Raw genomic sequence first — 16,122 nt, 5'->3', positions numbered from 1 at the left:
CAGCAATGGCCGACGAAAACACTCCCGGCACCACCGAAGAGCAGGAGCCTGTGCTGCGGATCGAGCCCGTCGGGCTCGAGACCGAGATGCAGCGCTCGTACCTCGACTACGCGATGTCCGTCATCGTGTCCCGCGCGCTGCCCGACGTACGGGACGGCCTCAAGCCCGTGCACCGGCGCGTGCTGTACGCGATGTACGACGGCGGCTACCGGCCCGAGAAGGGCTTCTACAAGTGCGCCCGCGTCGTCGGTGACGTCATGGGTACGTACCACCCGCACGGCGACTCCTCGATCTACGACGCGCTCGTCCGCCTCGCCCAGCCCTGGTCGATGCGCATGCCGCTCGTCGACTCCAACGGCAACTTCGGCTCCCCGGGCAACGACCCGGCCGCCGCCATGCGTTACACCGAGTGCAAGCTCATGACGCTGTCGATGGAGATGCTCCGGGACATCGACGAGGAGACCGTCGACTTCCAGGACAACTACGACGGCCGCAACCAGGAGCCGACGGTCCTGCCGTCCCGCTTCCCGAACCTGCTGATCAACGGCAGCGCCGGCATCGCCGTCGGCATGGCCACCAACATCCCGCCGCACAACCTCCGCGAGGTCGCGGCCGGTGCGCAGTGGGCGCTGGAGCACCCCGACGCCAGCCACGAGGAGCTCCTCGACGCGCTGATCGAGCGGATCAAGGGCCCGGACTTCCCCACCGGCGCGCTCGTCGTCGGCCGCAAGGGCATCGAGGAGGCGTACCGCACCGGCCGTGGCTCGATCACGATGCGCGCGGTCGTCGAGGTCGAGGAGATCCACAACCGCCAGTGCCTGGTGGTCACGGAGCTGCCCTACCAGACCAACCCGGACAACCTCGCGCAGAAGATCGCCGACCTGGTGAAGGACGGCAAGATCGGCGGCATCGCCGACGTCCGCGACGAGACCTCGTCCCGGACCGGCCAGCGCCTGGTCATCGTGCTCAAGCGCGACGCCGTCGCCAAGGTCGTCCTCAACAACCTGTACAAGCACACCGACCTGCAGACGAACTTCGGCGCGAACATGCTGGCGCTCGTCGACGGCGTGCCGCGCACCCTCTCGCTCGACGCGTTCATCCGCCACTGGGTGACGCACCAGATCGAGGTCATCGTCCGCCGGACGAAGTTCCGGCTGCGCAAGGCCGAGGAGCGCGCCCACATCCTGCGCGGCCTCCTGAAGGCCCTGGACGCCATCGACGAGGTCATCGCGCTCATCCGCCGCAGCGACACCGTCGAGGTGGCCCGCACGGGCCTGATGGGCCTGCTGGAGATCGACGAGATCCAGGCCAACGCGATCCTGGAGATGCAGCTCCGCCGGCTCGCCGCCCTGGAGCGCCAGAAGATCGTCGCCGAGCACGACGAGCTCCAGGCGAAGATCAACGAGTACAACGCGATCCTGGCCTCCCCGGAGCGCCAGCGGGCGATCGTCAGCGAGGAACTGGCCGCGCTGGTCGAGCGCTTCGGCGACGACCGCCGCTCCAAGCTCGTGCCCTTCGACGGCGACATGTCCATCGAGGACCTGATCGCCGAGGAGGACATCGTCGTCACCATCACGCGTGGCGGCTACGTGAAGCGGACGAAGACCGAGGACTACCGCTCGCAGAAGCGCGGCGGCAAGGGCGTGCGCGGCACGAAGCTGAAGCAGGACGACATCGTCGACCACTTCTTCGTCTCCACCACCCACCACTGGCTGCTCTTCTTCACGAACAAGGGCCGGGTCTACCGGGCCAAGGCGTACGAGCTGCCGGACGCCGGCCGGGACGCCCGCGGCCAGCACGTGGCCAACCTGCTGGCCTTCCAGCCGGACGAGCAGATCGCCCAGATCCTGGCGATCCGCGACTACGACGCCGCGCCGTACCTGGTGCTCGCCACCAAGGCCGGCCTGGTGAAGAAGACCGCGCTGAAGGACTACGACTCGCCGCGTTCCGGCGGTGTCATCGCGATCAACCTCCGGGAGCGCGAGGACGGCAGCGACGACGAGCTGATCGGCGCCGAGCTGGTCTCCTCCGAGGACGATCTGCTGCTCGTCTCCCGGAAGGCGCAGTCGATCCGCTTCACCGCGACCGACGACGCGCTGCGTCCGATGGGACGTGCCACCTCGGGTGTCAAGGGGATGAGTTTCCGCGAGGACGACGAGCTGCTCTCGATGAATGTCGTCCGGCCGGGTACGTTCGTCTTCACCGCGACCGACGGCGGGTACGCGAAGCGCACCCCCGTCGACGAGTACCGCGTCCAGGGCCGTGGCGGCCTCGGCATCAAGGCCGCCAAGATCGTGGAGGACCGCGGCTCGCTCGTGGGCGCGCTGGTGGTCGAGGGGACCGACGAGATCCTCGCCATCACGCTGTCCGGCGGTGTGATTCGTACGCGAGTCAACGAAGTCAGGGAGACCGGCCGTGACACCATGGGCGTCCAGCTGATCAACCTGGGCAAGCGCGATGCCGTCGTCGGCATCGCACGGAACGCCGAGGCGGGCAGCGACGACGAATTCGTCGACAGTGCCGACGACGCCGAAGGCGTGGTCGATTCGGTCGAGGCCGAGGCAGTCGAGGGCACGGAGCCCTCGGCCGGGGAGCACGAGGAGTAAGAGCGTGAGTGGAGCCACGGGCGCCGGATCGGCGGCTGCCGGAGCTTCTGCTGGTGCTGGAGCGAACGGCGCCCGTGGCCCCGCCACGGACTCCCAGGGGGTTGCGGTGACGGACACTCGGGGGCAGCAGCCCTCGTACGAGACGTACAACGGGCCGCTGCCCGGCGAGCGCGCGGGCGCGCAGCCGGGCGGGCCCTACCACCCGCCGCAGGCGTACGGAACGCCTGCGGGCGGTACGGCGGGCGGGCAGACCGGGGCCGTGCGCAGGCCGCGGACCGGGGCGCGCACGACGCCCAGGACGCGCAAGGCGCGGCTGCGGGTGGCCAAGGCCGATCCGTGGTCGGTGATGAAGGTGAGCTTCCTGCTCTCCATCGCGCTGGGCATCTGCACGGTCGTGGCCGCGGCGGTGCTGTGGATGGTCATGGACGCCATGGGCGTCTTCTCGACGGTCGGCGGCACGATCAGCGAGGCCACGGGCTCGAACGAGTCCAACGGCTTCGACCTGCAGTCGTTCCTGTCGCTGCCGAGGGTGCTGATGTTCACCTCGGTGATCGCCGTGATCGACGTGGTCCTGATGACCGCGCTCGCGACGCTGGGCGCTTTCATCTACAACCTGTCCGCAGGTTTCGTGGGCGGTGTCGAGCTGACGCTGGCCGAGGACGAATGACGCGCGCGGGGGCCGGGTAGGTAACCGATTTTGGGACTGGCCCCCACGTGCGCTAATGTTCAGGAGTCAGCGCGGCGGGGACACACCGCAGAGCGCGGCGGGGCTATAGCTCAGTTGGTTAGAGCGCATCCCTGATAAGGATGAGGCCACAGGTTCAAATCCTGTTAGCCCCACAATTCAGATCGACCCGGATGGTTCCTCCATCCGGGTCGTTCTGTTTGTGCGAGGTTTGAAGCTCGTACAGGTCACCGATCGGTATCGGTCGATGTGTAGAGTGGGCGTCAGATGTCTCCTACGTCAACGAAAGACGAGGTCGCGCGGTGAAGAAGCTTCTCCTGGTCGCACTGGCCGCCATCGGCGGGCTCCTCGTGTACCGCCAGATCCAGGCGGATCGCGCCGAGCAGGACCTGTGGACGGAGGCGACCGACTCCGTGCCCGCAGGTTCCGGTGTCTGAGACACACACTCTGTGGGTGAAGCCCCGGCCGCGTGAGCGGACCGGGGCTTCGCTGTTCTCCCGGCCGGGGCGTTCCCTCCCCCGATCCCGCCGGCGCGCATGCCTCCCTTGCGCGAGCAAAGTCGCCTGAACTCGCACAAGAGACCGGTGCGCCGGACACCGGTGGTGCGGGCGGGGCAGGATGGACCGGCACCACGGTCGGCGCGGTGGACGGCCGGGCACCGAGCGCCCCCGGACGCGGCGTGGGGCGGGAACGGAGGGGAGACGCACGTGAGCACGCAGGCCGGGAGGCGGACCGGAATCGGCCGGACGGCGGGAGCCCTCGTCGCGGTGGCGGCGGCCGCGGGCGCGGTGACGGCACTGCCCGTCCAGGCCCGGGCGGCCGAGGGGGCCGGCGGGACGCCCGTACCGGCGTACGCCTTCGACGGGACGGCCCAGCGGATCCAGGGCGCCGCCTCCAGCCTCGACGCGAAGCCCCTGACGGCAGGCCGGACCTACCGCGACACGCTCCGGAAGGACGGCAAGGTCTCCTACCGCCTCGACCTCGACACGCTGCGGAACGCGTACGTCTCCGTCGTGGCCGTCCCCAAGCCCGGCGGCAAGGTCGAGTACGGCGACGGGTTCAAGGTCAGCATCCAGGACAACTCCGGCACCGACTGCGGCTACCAGGACGTCGACTTCGGATCCGGACAGTACGCCAGGCCGCTCGCCGCCTACGCCCGCCGCATCATCGACCCGGAGTCCTCCACCTGCCAGAAGCAGGGCGCCTACTACGTGCTCGTCGAGCGCGAGTCGGCGGCGGCCTCCACCCCGGACGACTGGGAGCTGGAGCTCCGGTACGTGACCGAGCCCCTCCTGAAGCAGCCGGGCCCCACGGCGCTCCCCTCGGCCTGGCCCTCGGCCACGCCCCCGCCGCCGGCCGGAGGCCAGCAGAAGCGGCAGGGCGGCGCCGGGTTCCACGAGGCCGTCTCGCTGCGCGAGGGCGAGTGGCGGGCCGACATCCGCCCCGGCCAGACGCTCTTCTACCGCGTGCCCGTGGACTGGGGGCAGCAGCTCTTCGCCAGTGCCGAGCTCGGCAGCGGCGCCGAGGGCGATTCGGTGAGCAACGCCCTCACTCTCTCGCTCGACAACCCGGCCCTCGGCTTCGTCGACATGGGCACGGTCCGGTACGACGGGAAGCCCGCGACGCTGGCGCTCGACCCGCTGCGGCCGGTGGCCCACGAGAACCGCACCTCGTACGAGGAGGCCACCAGTGGCATGCGGTTCGCCGGCTGGTACTACCTGTCGGCGACGCTGAGCCCGGAGGTCGCCGCCTCGTTCGGCGACAAGCCGGTGCCGCTGACGCTCCGGGTGAACGTCAAGGGCAGCCCGAAGCAGGCGCCCGCGTACGACGGGGACCCCGGGATGTTCTCGGTGACGGCGGACGACCGGGAGGCCGCGGCGAACGGCGCGGCGGCGGCGACGGCGCCGTCGGACGGCACCATGAAGGCCGTCGCGGCCGCCGGCATCGGCACCGGGACCGTCCTTCTCCTCGGCCTCGGGGCGTGGACCCTGCTGGCCAGGCGGCGGGCCTGAGTCAGATCTGCGTCAGCGCCCAGAAACCGACCGCGAGCGACACGAGCGCGAGCAGGAGCACCGGGACCGCCACCTTCGGGGGCGGTCCCGGCCGGCGTACGGGAGCGGGAGCGGGGGCGACGGGGGTCGTGAACGGAGGAGCGGGGACGGGGCCGTGCGGGGCCGTGGGGGTGGGCGCCTGGGCGAACGACGGGGCCGGGCGCGTGACCGGTGGGGGCAGATGGAAGCTGCCGGTCTCGGAGGGCCCGGGCAGCGGCGCGGGGGTGGGGGAGGGCGCGGGGGCGTGGGCGGCGGGCCGGTACGGCTGGTGCGGCGGCTGTACGGGCCGCGCCGGGGGCTGTACGGGCCGTACGGGCCCTTCGGGCCGGGCGGCGGGCTCTGTGGGCCGTACGGGCTCCGCGGGGCCGGTAGCGGCCGCGGTGTCCGTGCTGTCGCTGGGTCCCGTCGGGCCCTCGGGGCCGAAGCCGGTGGGGAGCGGGCCGAGACGGTCGAAGATCCGGACCGGCTCCTCGTCGGGCCGTGACTCGGGCAGCATCTCGACGGCGGCGCTCAGTGCCTTCCGCACTCCCGTGGCCGTCCGGAACCGGGCCTGCGGATCGGGCTGGAGCAGGCCGGCCAGCACCTGCCACAAGGGCTCGGGAATGCCCTCCGGGGCGCCCGGGGTGCCGTGCGCGAGGAAGTGCTCGACCAGGGCCCGGGAGTCCGGCTTGCGGCCCTGGAGCAGATGGAGCGCGACCAGGCCGACGGCGAAGAGGTCGGCGGTGAAGTCCGGCTCGGCGCCGAGGAGCTGCTCGGGCGCGAAGTAACCAGGTGTCCCCACCACGTAGTTGGTCTCGGTGAGGCGCGGCTCGCCCTTGCGCATGGAGATGCCGAAGTCGGACAGCCGCAGATGCGGCCGTCCGGCTCCGGTGACCTCCATGAGGATGTTGGCGGGCTTGATGTCCCGGTGCACGACCCCCTCCGCGTGCACCGCGGCCAGGCCCGACAGCAGCTGGTCCAGGAGGGTGCAGACGAACCGCGGCGGCAGCGGTCCGCAGTCCCCGACGACGTGCGCCAGCGAGCCGCCGGCCACCAGGTCCATGGTGAAGAGGACCTTGTCGTCGTCGGCGGCCCAGCTGGCCGGGGCGAGGACGTGCGGATGGTCGATCCGCAGCGCCTGCTCCCGGACGAAACGGAGCAGGGTGTGGGCGTCGCTCTGCAGGAGCACCTTGGCCGCCACGTAACGGTGGCGCCGGTGGTCCCAGGCGCGCCACACGGCGCCGGCCCCGCCGCGCCCGATCGGGTCGGTCAGCTCGTACCGACCAGCGAAGACCTCACCCATCGCGCTGCGCCCGCTCCCCGTGTGCGTCGTCTCTCCGTGGTGCCGGCCGGCTGCCGGCCCCGCGTCAGTTCTGGTGCGACTCGTAGTGGGCGACCGCGTCGGCGGTGCGCCCGGCGCCGTACACCCGGAGGAACTCTGCCAGCTCCGGGTGGGCCGGGGCGAGCGAGTCCGCGGCGTCGATGATGTCGCCGGCGGCGGCCACGGAACGGAGCAGCGACTGGATCTCGCGGACCACCCGGCGCACGGTCGGACCACCGGAACCGGTGCTGGGCTGGCCGGTGCCGTTGCCGGTGAGGACGGAGCCGCCCTGCGACTTCTTGACCTCGTCCATCCGGTCGGTGGCCTCCGCGGCGCTGACGCTGCCGTCGGCGACCTGGACGGCGAGCTCCTGGAGAGCCTGGACACGCTGGACGACGGCCGGATTTCCGATCTTGGCCCGCTGGCCGCTCATCAGCTGGGACAGCATGGGCGCGGAGAGCCCGAGCACGGCCGCCAGCCGGGCCTGGTTGAGCCCGAGATCGTCGATCAGGCGACGGAAGAGCGCCCCCAGCGGCTCTCCGTACCAACTGCGCTGAAGCTCTCTGGCTCTTGCCGTGGCTTCCTGCTGCGCTGCGTCCATTACTTCTCCCCATCCCTTAGGTTCGCCACTGCGAACCTCGCTCAGCATCTTACGGAGCGTGGTCGCGGACCGGGAGTCCCAATCCTTTTGCCGGACATGGGGGGTGACCCGGTACGCTGTCCTCGTTCCGGGGCCTTAGCTCAGTTGGTAGAGCGCTGTCTTTGCATGGCAGATGTCAGGGGTTCGACTCCCCTAGGCTCCACTCCTCAGCACCCCCTTGACCTGCGGTAAGCGGTCAAGGGGGTGTTTTTGCGCCGTCGGCGCGACCCGAGGCCGACCCGCGTGCGCGGGGCGGGCGAGATGCGGTCGCGCTGGTGGACCACCTGTGCGGATCACCCGTGCGGATCACCCGTGCGGATCACCCCGAAGGTCCCCTCGGGACGAGGGCGGGCGGAGATCGCCGTCGTCACCGCGCCGGCCGTCGAGCCCCGTGACGTGATCGTTCGACTCCTCGAACGGGTGGGCCGGGGAGGGTCTGCCACCTTCCCTACCTCGCGTTTGACCGCATTCGGGATTTGCGCAAAGGCGCCTGGGAGGGACGGGGGGCCTTGTGCCGCGCCTCATGGCAGCCCCTACGGTTCTCGTTCGCAATGCCTGAGTCCGAGTGACATGTGACACAAACCAGAAGTTGTGTCGGAGCTGTGAGCAACCTATGCCCACCTCGCTGGTCTGACGGTGTCGGGGAGCCGGGGGAGTACTCCGGTCGCAGTTCTTGTGCACGCAGGGGGACTTCCAGATGCTGAACCAGCTGCAGCCTGTACGGCGCAGGCCACGCCTGAGGCGGCTCGACACGCGTGACACGTCGGGCCCCGGGGCGAAGCGTCCGCCGCGGCTGCACGCGCTCGACGGGATCAGGCTGCTGGCGGCGCTCATGGTGGTCGGGTACCACTACACGGCGCGCGGCGGCGGCTGGCCGACACCGGTCAGGGAGATCTTCCCCGAGACCTTCCGCCTGTCGGCGTACGGCTATCTCGGTGTCCAGCTCTTCTTCCTCATCAGCGGCTTCGTCGTCTGCCTGAGCGCGTGGAACCGGCCCGTCAAGACCTTCTTCGTCTCGCGGGTGGTCCGGCTCTACCCGGCGTACTGGTTCGCGGTCATCGTCACCACCGTCACCGTCATGGTCATCCCCGGCGGCCGCCGCCACCTTCCGTGGAACGACATCCTGACCAACATGACGATGCTTCAGCAGGCCTTCTGGGTGCCGCACGTCGACAGCGTCTACTGGACCCTCTTCACGGAGCTCCGCTTCTACCTGCTGTTCACCCTGGTCGCCTGGTGGGGCCTGACGTACAAGAGGGTCCTGCTGTTCTGCTGCGTCTGGGGCGCCGCCACGCTCGTCGTCGCCAAGGCGCCGCCCGGCCCCCTGCGGATGCTGCTGATACCCGAGTACAGCTGGTTCTTCATCGCCGGAATGGCGTTCTACCTGATGTACCGGTTCCGTCCGAACCTGATGCTCTTCGGCATCGTCGGCATCTGCTTCTGCGCCTCCCTCGCACCCACCATCAGCGAGTTCAAGCACCTCACGCCCTTCCTCGGCCGGCGTGCCGCGTGGCCCGTGATCGTGCTGCTCGCGGTGTTCTTCGGGGTGATGGCGCTCATCGCCACGGGCAGGCTCAACCGCGTCCAGTGGCGGTGGCTGCCGGTCCTGGGCGCGCTGACCTACCCGCTGTACCTGCTCCACCAGGTGATCGGCTGGGAGCTCATCGGCTTCCTCGCACCGCGCGAACTGGTCTCCCCGTGGGCGCTCGTCGGCCTGCTGGTCCTCGGGATGCTGGTGCTGTCGTACCTGGTGAACAAGCTGGTGGAGAAGCCCCTGAGCAGCTATCTCAAGCGAGGGCTCGCACAGCTCTGACGCCGGGTTGATCCGGACGGGTGGTGTTCATCGGAAGAACTGCGCGGCGGCGGCGGTGCTCCGTGGAAATCGGGCGCGCATCCACATCATGAGGAAAGTACGTAAAGCGCGCAAACCGAAATGAACCATCCGGGAACATCACGAAAGTGAGGGGCCATGGCCACCGCCAAGGTCAAGCAGTTCTGGACCGCCTTCATCTCCGTCCTCTTCGCCCTCCTCGCCTCCGTCGGCCTGGCGAACACCGCCGCCGCGGCCGGGCAGCCCGCCGTCCAGCAGCCCGAGGAGCCGGCCGCGCCTGCCGCCGCCCGCGCCGCCGTCACGGCAGGGGAGCGAGCCCTCGCCTCCGTACCCGCACCGCGGACGCACCGGTGGCCGCTCGCCGGGGAGCGCTCCCTGCCGCCGACGATCAAGCAGCGCATCGCCGCCGAGGCCCACGGTTCCTCGCCCTCCTCGCGCCAGCGCTCGTCGGCGACCGCGGGTGTCGAGAGCGACCCGGTCGCGCTGACGGAGCAGGCGCTCGCCGCTGCGGCGTAGGTGTGGGGAGACCACGACGCGTGCTCCCCGCACCCCACGCCCCACGCCCAGGACGGGCCGGGCAGAACCTCAGCAGCACCGGAGCAGGACCCAGAAGGAACCAGAAGGACCCCAGCAGGACCCAGCAGGACCTCAGCAGAACCCAGAAGGACCCAGAAGGACCCAGCAGGACCCAGCAGGACCTCAGCAGAACCTCAGCAGAACCCAGAAGGACCCCAGCAGGGCCGGATCGGATCAGGCAGAGCCCGGCGGAACCCGGCAGGGCCGGATCGGATCAGGCAGAACCGAGCAGACCTCAGCAGGACCGGATCAGACCAGGCAGGACCCAGCAGGACCGAGTAGACACCCAGCAGAACCGAGCAGAACGGAGCAGAACCCAGTTCGACCCCGGTAGGACCTCGGCAGAGGGCGGTCGGTCAGCGGCGTTCGTCGCGTTCGGCGGCTTCTGCGGCGGCCGCGGCATCGGCCTCGGTCTCGGTCTCCACCTCCGTGTCGTGGGACGCTCCACCGTCGTCGACGGACGACAATGAGGAGCCCTCGCCCATCTCGGTGGGAGCGGGAGGTTCGACCAGCCAGTCGGGATTGGCCTGCTTGTCCCACCACTTCCAGGCGGCGAAGGCGCCGCCGACCAGTAGCCCGAGGACGACGAGTCCCTTGGCGAGGCGTCCGGCCCTGGCCCGACGCTCATGATGCTTCGCGATCCTGTGAATGTCCTCCGGTGTCACCTGTCCGCGCAGCGCGGCCCAGGCGGCAGTGGAACGCGACCCGGCCTCCTCAAGGACGGGAGTGGTCGCGGCGACCGCGCTCTCGACGCGCGGAACGGTGTAGTCGGCCGCCTGACGGGCGGCCTTGCGGGTCTTGACCGCCGCGGTGTGCGCGGCCGCGTCGACCCGCGGTGGTACATGCGGTGCGACGTACGAGTCGTACTGCACGCGAGCCTGCGTCCGGGCCTGATGCGCGGCCTTCGAGACCTTCGGCGCGACCCACGTCCGCGCCCCGTGCGCGTAGTACGTGGCCTGGTCCCTGGCCGTCTCGGCGTACGGCGCCACCACTTCCGCGGCGTGCAGGACGCTCTCCTTCGCCGAATCTGTAGCGGCGCGCACGCTGTCCATGCGGGTCACGGGATTCCTCCTCCTCGGTGGCGATGTCGGTTTTTCACCTTTCCATCCTTTTCGGAATCATGCCCGCCGGAGCGGGGTCCGGCATGTGGGGCTGGCATCCGGGGCATGCGAGGATCGGAGACGCCAGAGACAGACGTGACATGACGCGACACGACGCGTCTCGACGTGGGACGGAAGGCGACCGTGGCCGAGCAGCTGTACGCGACCCTCAAGACGAGCCTGGGCGACATCAAGGTGCGGCTGATGCCGTTCCACGCCCCGAAGACGGTCCGGAACTTCGTCGAACTCGCCTCCGGCGAGCGTGAGTGGACGCACCCCGCCACCGGCACGGTCTCCTCGGACCCGCTCTACGACGGAACGGTCTTCCACCGGGTCATCAAGGGCTTCATGATCCAGGGCGGCGACCCGCTGGGGAACGGCACGGGCGGGCCCGGATACGAGTTCGCCGACGAGTTCCACCCGGAGCTCTTCTTCGACCGTCCCTACCTGCTCGCCATGGCCAACGCCGGCCCGGGCACCAACGGCTCGCAGTTCTTCGTCACCGTCGGCCCCGCGACCTGGCTGAACCGCAAGCACACCATCTTCGGCGAGGTCGTCGACAAGGAGAGCCGGAAGGTCGTGGACGCGATCGCGACCACCGCGACCGACCCCCGCACCGAGCGTCCGCTCCAGGACGTCGTCGTCGAGTCCGTGGTGATCGAGAAGCGCTGAGGCGGAAGGGAGGGGCATCCGCCATGGACACGCAGCCCGGTCTGCTGCGCTGCTACCGCCACCCGGAGGCCGAGACCGGCATCCGCTGCGCGCGCTGCGAGCGGCCCATCTGCACGCAGTGCATGATCTCCGCCTCCGTCGGCTTCCAGTGCCCCGAGTGCGTCCGGGACGGCTCGGGGACGGGCCACGCGGCCGACGCCAACCGGCCCCGGACGCTCGCGGGCGGACGGGTGGCGGAGGACGGGCGCCTGGTCACCAAGATCCTCATGGCGATCAACCTGGCGCTGTTCGTCGCCGTCCAGGTGGTCGGGGACCGGCTCGTCGACCATCTCGCGCTGATCGGCGGTGCGTACCTGCCGAGCGGTGAGCTCGTCGGGGTCTCGGACGGCGAGTGGTACCGCCTGCTGACCTCCGCCTTCCTCCACCAGGAGCTCCCGCACTTCCTCTTCAACATGCTGGGCCTGTGGATGATCGGCGGGATCGTCGAACCGGAGCTGGGGCGGATCCGGTACACGGCCCTCTGTCTGCTCTCCGGGCTCTCCGGCTCCGCGCTCGCCTATCTGCTCTCCCCGCAGAACCAGTTCTCGCTCGGGGCCTCCGGCATCGTCTACGGCCTGCTCGGCGCCTGGATCGTGCTGGCCCGGCGCAGGCGCCAGGACATGCGCCCGGCGCTTCTGTTCGTGGCGCTGAACCTGCTCATCACGTTCACCCGTCCGGGGATCTCCTGGCAGGCGCACGTCGGCGGTCTGGTCGCGGGCGTCCTGCTGACGTACGCGATGGTGCACGCGCCCCGGGCCCGGCGGGACCTCGTGCAGTACGGGGCCTGTGGGCTGGTGCTGCTGATCGACCTGGGGATCGTGCTCGCCCGCTCGGCCGCGCTCACCTGAGCGCAGGGGGCTCTGTAAGAGCTCTTCTCTGAGCTTTCCCCAGAGTTATCCACAGCGCGTGGCGGATCCTCCCCACTGTGTGGGGAAATACCTCGCCCCTCGTCTCTGACCTGGCGTTTCTCCAGGGAGGCGAGGGGCGTTGGGTGTTCTGTCGGGGGTGATTCCGGTCATACCGGCGTCAACCCCGTGCGAGTTATCCACAGATCTTCGTAAGTTATCCAGTGCTGTGCACAACGCTGTGGATAAGCTCGGGGGAGAGCTTGACGAGGGGCCGCCGCGACCGCTATCGCGACCGCTCGGGCGACCGGATCGCCGCTACTTCCACTGCGTGGAGACGCCGAAGCCGGCCGCGATGAAACCGAAGCCCACCACGATGTTCAGGTTCCCGATCGACTTGACCGGCATGGAACCGTCGGTGACGTAGAAGACCACGATCCACACCAGCCCGATGGCGAACAGCGCCAGCATCACCGGTGCCACCCAGCTGCGGTTGGTCAGCTTGATGTTGGTGGCCTGCTTGGCGGGCGGAGGCGTGAAGTCGGCCTTCTTGCGGATCCGTGACTTCGGCACGAGGGACTCTCCTGTCGATGCGCTGCGTGACCGCGCAGGGAACTGTGGCTGGCGCCGGGATGTGACGAAGGAGGACGACTGCGTCCCCCAGGCGTCCGTTAGCGTAGTGCTTCCGAGGCACCGAAGGGGATCAGGGTACGTTGAGCAATTCCGCCGACACTCCCGGAGGGCCGGGCCGCACCACGAGGTGGCGCCCCGTCCGCGTGCTCACCCTTGCCGTTTTCGCCCTGGCCGGACTGATCTTCGTCACGAGCTTCAACACCGCCAAGGGCACCAACATCCGCACGGACGCGTCGCTCCTCCGGCTCTCCGACCTGATCGAGGAGCGCAGCCACAAGAACGCCGGTCTCGACGAGTCCGCCGCCGCGCTCCGCGCCCAGGTCGACTCCCTCGCCGCCCGCGACGACGGCTCCACGCGCGCGGAGGACGCGAAGCTCGACGCGCTGGAGGCGAACGCGGGCACCACCGAGGTCGCCGGACCTGGCCTCACCGTCACCCTCGACGACGCCCCGCCGAACGCCCAGGCAGCCCCCGGCTACCCCGAACCGCAGGCGAACGACCTGGTCATCCACCAGCAGGACCTCCAGGCCGTCGTCAACGCCCTCTGGCAGGGCGGCGCCGAAGGCATCCGGGTCATGGACCAGCGGCTCATCTCCACCAGCGCCGTGCGCTGCGTCGGCAACACCCTGATCCTCCAGGGCCGCGTCTACTCCCCGCCGTACAAGATCACCGCCGTCGGTGACCGGTCCAGGCTGACGAAGGCCCTGGCCGACTCCCCCGCGCTCCAGAACTACCAGCTGTACGTCAAGGCGTACGGGCTCGGCTGGAAAGTCGACGAGCACAGGGCGGTGACTCTTCCCGGGTACTCGGGCACAGTGGACCTCCACTACGCGAAGCCGGTGAGCTGACGGCGGGAGGGCCGCTTGCGTCTCGTCGTCAGGACCCTCAGCGAACTGTGCATCACCGCCGGCGCCCTGGTCGTCCTCTTCGTCGCCTACCTCCTGTACTGGACCGGCGTCCAGGCCGACAGCGCGAGCGCCGCGCAGATCGACACCCTCCAGCGCGCGTGGACCGACGCCCCCGTCGCCCCCGCGCCCGCCCCCGCGCGCGTCCGCCCGCCGTACGCGACCGGCAAGGGCATCGCCGTGATGTACGTCCCCCGGCTCGGGCGCGACTGGAAGTGGCCCGTCCTCGAAGGCACCGGCCCCGGCGTCCTCAAGCAGGGCCTCGGCCACTACACCCGCACCGCCGCCCTCGGCGACACCGGGAACTTCGCCGTCGCCGGTCACCGCCGCACCCACGGCGACCCGTTCAAGGACTTCCCGCGACTGCGGCCGGGCGACGCGATCGTCCTCACCGACGGCACGACCTGGTTCACCTACCGGATCGACCGCGGCCCGTACCGGACCGTCCCCGGCGACACCGCCGTCGTCGACCCCGTCCCCAGGAAGTCCGGCTTCGACGGGCCCGGCCGCTACCTCACCCTCACCACCTGCGACCCCGAGTGGGGCAGCAGCCACCGGCTGATCGTCTGGGCGCACCTCGACGCCACCCGCCCCGTGACCGACGGCCGTCCACAGGCTTTGGACAGCTGACCCCCCACGGCCCGCTCGCCCCGTACTCTGGTCCCCGTAACGAACGGAAGGGGCGGTCGACGTCATGTACGGCTGGATCTGGCGGCATCTGCCGGGCAACGCGTGGGTACGGGCGCTGCTCTCGATCGTGCTGGTCCTCGCGGTCGTCTACGTCCTCTTCCAGTACGTGTTCCCCTGGGCGGAGCCTCTGCTTCCGTTCAACGATGTGACGGTGGACGGCCAGTGAGCGCGCGAATTCTCGTCGTCGACAACTACGACAGCTTCGTCTTCAACCTCGTTCAGTACCTCTACCAGCTCGGCGCCGAGTGCGAAGTCCTCCGCAACGACGAGGTCGAGCTGAGCCACGCCCAGGACGGCTTCGACGGCGTCCTGCTGTCCCCCGGGCCCGGCGCCCCCGAGCAGGCCGGCGTCTGCATCGACATGGTCCGGCACTGCGCCGACACCGGGGTGCCCGTCTTCGGCGTCTGCCTCGGCATGCAGTCGATGGCCGTGGCGTACGGAGGCGTCGTCGACCGCGCGCCCGAGCTGCTGCACGGGAAGACCTCCCTCGTCACGCACGAGGGACAGGGCGTCTTCGCCGGTCTGCCCTCGCCGTTCACCGCGACCCGCTACCACTCGCTGGCCGCCGAGCCCGCCGCCCTGCCGGCCGAGCTCGAGGTCACCGCGCGCACCGAGGACGGCATCATCATGGGGCTGCGCCACCGTGATCTCCCGGTCGAGGGCGTCCAGTTCCACCCCGAGTCGGTGCTCACCGAGCACGGACACCTGATGCTGGCCAACTGGCTTGAGCAGTGCGGCGACAAGGGGGCGGTCGGCCGGTCGGCCGGGCTCGCCCCGGTGGTGGGCAAGGCCGTCGCGTGACGACGGGCTCGCCGTGGTTCAGGCCGACGAACGGTCCCGGGCCCGAGCCGATACCCGAGGACCCGTACGCACCCGCCGAACCGTACGCGCCGACCGAGCCGTACGCGGGAGCCGAACCCTACGCGGGCGGTGTCCCGTACGCCCCCGCGGAGCCGTACCCGGGCGGCGAGGCGTACGCGCAGCCCCCCGCCGCGTACACGCCCGCCGAGTCGTACACACAGCCCGCCGAACCCTACGTACCGGCCGAGCCGTACGCAGCGCCTGAGCCGTACGCAGCGCCTGAGCCGTACGCGTACGACGAGCCCGCGTCCCGTCGTCGGGCCGCCCCTCAGGAGAGCCCCTACAAGCCCCCGTACGGGGCGTACGAGCCGGAGGAGCCCCAGCGGGACCAGAGGGGCGAGACGATGCCCCTGCGGGCCCTGGAGGACGTCTCCGAGCCGCCCGTCGAGCCGGGTTCGGGCCCGGGCCGCGCCGAGCGTCGCCGTGCCGCGAAGGGCGGCCGCGGCAGGAACCGGGGCGGCGCTCCCGCGGGCACCGGTCCGTCCGCCGGGTCCTCCGCCGCCGAAGGGCGGCCCCTCTCCCGCGTCGAGGCCCGCCGCGCGGCCCGCGCCGCCAAGGAGAGCGTCGGCGTCGTCGCCAGCCGCGTCGTCGGTGAACTGTTCATCACCTTCGGCGTCGTCATGCTCCTGTTCGTCACCTACCAGTTGTGGTGGACGAACGTCCTGGCCGGGCAGGAGACCGACAAGGC

16 protein-coding genes, 2 tRNA genes and 1 pseudogene are annotated in these 16,122 nt (G+C 70.3%); 15 read left to right on the top strand and 4 right to left on the bottom strand.

The genetic code is table 11. The features are described from left to right. Positions 1 to 5 precede the first annotated feature (5 nt). The 5 genes from gyrA (at position 6) to ACFV2S_RS12115 (ending at position 5,303) form a co-directional block, all read left to right on the top strand. Complete coding sequence (gyrA, locus tag ACFV2S_RS12135; protein WP_385556780.1) at positions 6 to 2,606, top strand: DNA gyrase subunit A; 2,601 nt, start codon at positions 6 to 8, stop codon at positions 2,604 to 2,606. 106 nt (positions 2,607 to 2,712) lie between these two features. Then, positions 2,713 to 3,273, top strand: coding sequence for a DUF3566 domain-containing protein (locus ACFV2S_RS12130; protein WP_329855954.1), 561 nt, complete (start codon positions 2,713 to 2,715; stop codon positions 3,271 to 3,273). 99 nt (positions 3,274 to 3,372) lie between these two features. Further along, positions 3,373 to 3,446: transfer RNA gene (locus tag ACFV2S_RS12125), tRNA-Ile, on the top strand. 147 nt (positions 3,447 to 3,593) lie between these two features. Further along, positions 3,594 to 3,728 carry a DLW-39 family protein gene (locus ACFV2S_RS12120; protein ID WP_003958712.1) on the top strand — a complete coding sequence of 45 codons (135 nt, stop codon included), beginning with the start codon at positions 3,594 to 3,596 and terminating at the stop codon, positions 3,726 to 3,728. Between the two features lie 270 nt (positions 3,729 to 3,998). Continuing rightward, complete coding sequence (locus tag ACFV2S_RS12115; protein ID WP_385556777.1) at positions 3,999 to 5,303, top strand: hypothetical protein; 1,305 nt, start codon at positions 3,999 to 4,001, stop codon at positions 5,301 to 5,303. Between the two features lies 1 nt (position 5,304). On the opposite strand, the gene ACFV2S_RS12110 is transcribed toward ACFV2S_RS12115, so the two are convergent. Together ACFV2S_RS12110 and ACFV2S_RS12105 are read right to left on the bottom strand one after the other, a co-directional pair. Further along, a complete protein-coding gene (locus ACFV2S_RS12110) occupies positions 5,305 to 6,624 on the bottom strand; it encodes a protein kinase (protein WP_385556774.1) in 1,320 nt (439 codons plus the stop codon). Positions 6,625 to 6,688: 64 nt separating this feature from the next. Next, positions 6,689 to 7,243, bottom strand: coding sequence for a helix-turn-helix domain-containing protein (locus tag ACFV2S_RS12105; protein ID WP_385556771.1), 555 nt, complete (start codon positions 7,241 to 7,243; stop codon positions 6,689 to 6,691). A gap of 129 nt (positions 7,244 to 7,372) precedes the next feature. Between ACFV2S_RS12105 and ACFV2S_RS12100 the strand changes: the two genes are divergently transcribed. From ACFV2S_RS12100 to ACFV2S_RS12090, 3 genes are all read left to right on the top strand, one after another. Continuing rightward, positions 7,373 to 7,445 (top strand) — tRNA-Ala (locus ACFV2S_RS12100). A 534-nt stretch (positions 7,446 to 7,979) separates the two neighbouring features. Then, a complete protein-coding gene (locus ACFV2S_RS12095; RefSeq protein WP_385556768.1) occupies positions 7,980 to 9,095 on the top strand; it encodes an acyltransferase family protein in 1,116 nt (371 codons plus the stop codon). A 156-nt stretch (positions 9,096 to 9,251) separates the two neighbouring features. Beyond that, entirely contained in the window at positions 9,252 to 9,629 is a 378-nt protein-coding gene (locus ACFV2S_RS12090; RefSeq protein WP_385556765.1) for a DUF6344 domain-containing protein, read from the top strand. Positions 9,630 to 10,045: 416 nt separating this feature from the next. Here ACFV2S_RS12090 and ACFV2S_RS12085 read toward each other — a convergent pair whose 3' ends face one another. Continuing rightward, positions 10,046 to 10,750 carry a DUF5324 family protein gene (locus ACFV2S_RS12085; RefSeq protein ID WP_385556762.1) on the bottom strand — a complete coding sequence of 235 codons (705 nt, stop codon included), beginning with the start codon at positions 10,748 to 10,750 and terminating at the stop codon, positions 10,046 to 10,048. A gap of 183 nt (positions 10,751 to 10,933) precedes the next feature. On the opposite strand from ACFV2S_RS12085, the gene ACFV2S_RS12080 reads away from it, so the two are divergent. Both ACFV2S_RS12080 and ACFV2S_RS12075 read left to right on the top strand, forming a co-directional pair. Then, entirely contained in the window at positions 10,934 to 11,461 is a 528-nt protein-coding gene (locus ACFV2S_RS12080; RefSeq protein ID WP_385556759.1) for a peptidylprolyl isomerase, read from the top strand. A gap of 23 nt (positions 11,462 to 11,484) precedes the next feature. Then, positions 11,485 to 12,348 carry a rhomboid family intramembrane serine protease gene (locus ACFV2S_RS12075; protein WP_385556756.1) on the top strand — a complete coding sequence of 288 codons (864 nt, stop codon included), beginning with the start codon at positions 11,485 to 11,487 and terminating at the stop codon, positions 12,346 to 12,348. A gap of 315 nt (positions 12,349 to 12,663) precedes the next feature. On the opposite strand, the gene crgA is transcribed toward ACFV2S_RS12075, so the two are convergent. Beyond that, the gene (gene crgA / locus ACFV2S_RS12070; protein WP_383785374.1) at positions 12,664 to 12,918 is read right to left on the bottom strand and encodes a cell division protein CrgA; all 255 of its coding nucleotides are present in this window, start codon (positions 12,916 to 12,918) and stop codon (positions 12,664 to 12,666) included. Between the two features lie 140 nt (positions 12,919 to 13,058). Between crgA and ACFV2S_RS12065 the strand changes: the two genes are divergently transcribed. The 5 genes and pseudogenes from ACFV2S_RS12065 to ACFV2S_RS12045 form a co-directional block, all read left to right on the top strand. After that, positions 13,059 to 13,826, top strand: coding sequence for a DUF881 domain-containing protein (locus ACFV2S_RS12065; protein ID WP_383785377.1), 768 nt, complete (start codon positions 13,059 to 13,061; stop codon positions 13,824 to 13,826). Positions 13,827 to 13,841: 15 nt separating this feature from the next. After that, positions 13,842 to 14,513 (top strand): class E sortase, encoded by a 672-nt coding sequence (locus ACFV2S_RS12060; protein ID WP_385556753.1) that lies wholly within the window; start codon positions 13,842 to 13,844, stop codon positions 14,511 to 14,513. A 64-nt stretch (positions 14,514 to 14,577) separates the two neighbouring features. Continuing rightward, positions 14,578 to 14,739, top strand: coding sequence for a hypothetical protein (locus ACFV2S_RS12055; RefSeq protein WP_017240377.1), 162 nt, complete (start codon positions 14,578 to 14,580; stop codon positions 14,737 to 14,739). Then, entirely contained in the window at positions 14,736 to 15,374 is a 639-nt protein-coding gene (locus ACFV2S_RS12050) for an aminodeoxychorismate/anthranilate synthase component II (protein ID WP_383785382.1), read from the top strand. The genes ACFV2S_RS12055 and ACFV2S_RS12050 overlap by 4 nt, the downstream gene beginning before the upstream one ends. Beyond that, positions 15,371 to 16,122, top strand: a pseudogene (locus ACFV2S_RS12045) (class E sortase); the annotation flags it as partial. The gene ACFV2S_RS12050 and the pseudogene ACFV2S_RS12045, both read left to right, overlap by 4 nt.

The sequence above is a fragment of the Streptomyces sp. NPDC059695 genome (genome assembly GCF_042733785.1).
GTDB lineage: Bacteria > Actinomycetota > Actinomycetes > Streptomycetales > Streptomycetaceae > Streptomyces.
The sequence above is the reverse complement of the archived record's forward strand: the minus strand, read 5'-3'. Positions and strand labels throughout refer to the sequence as shown.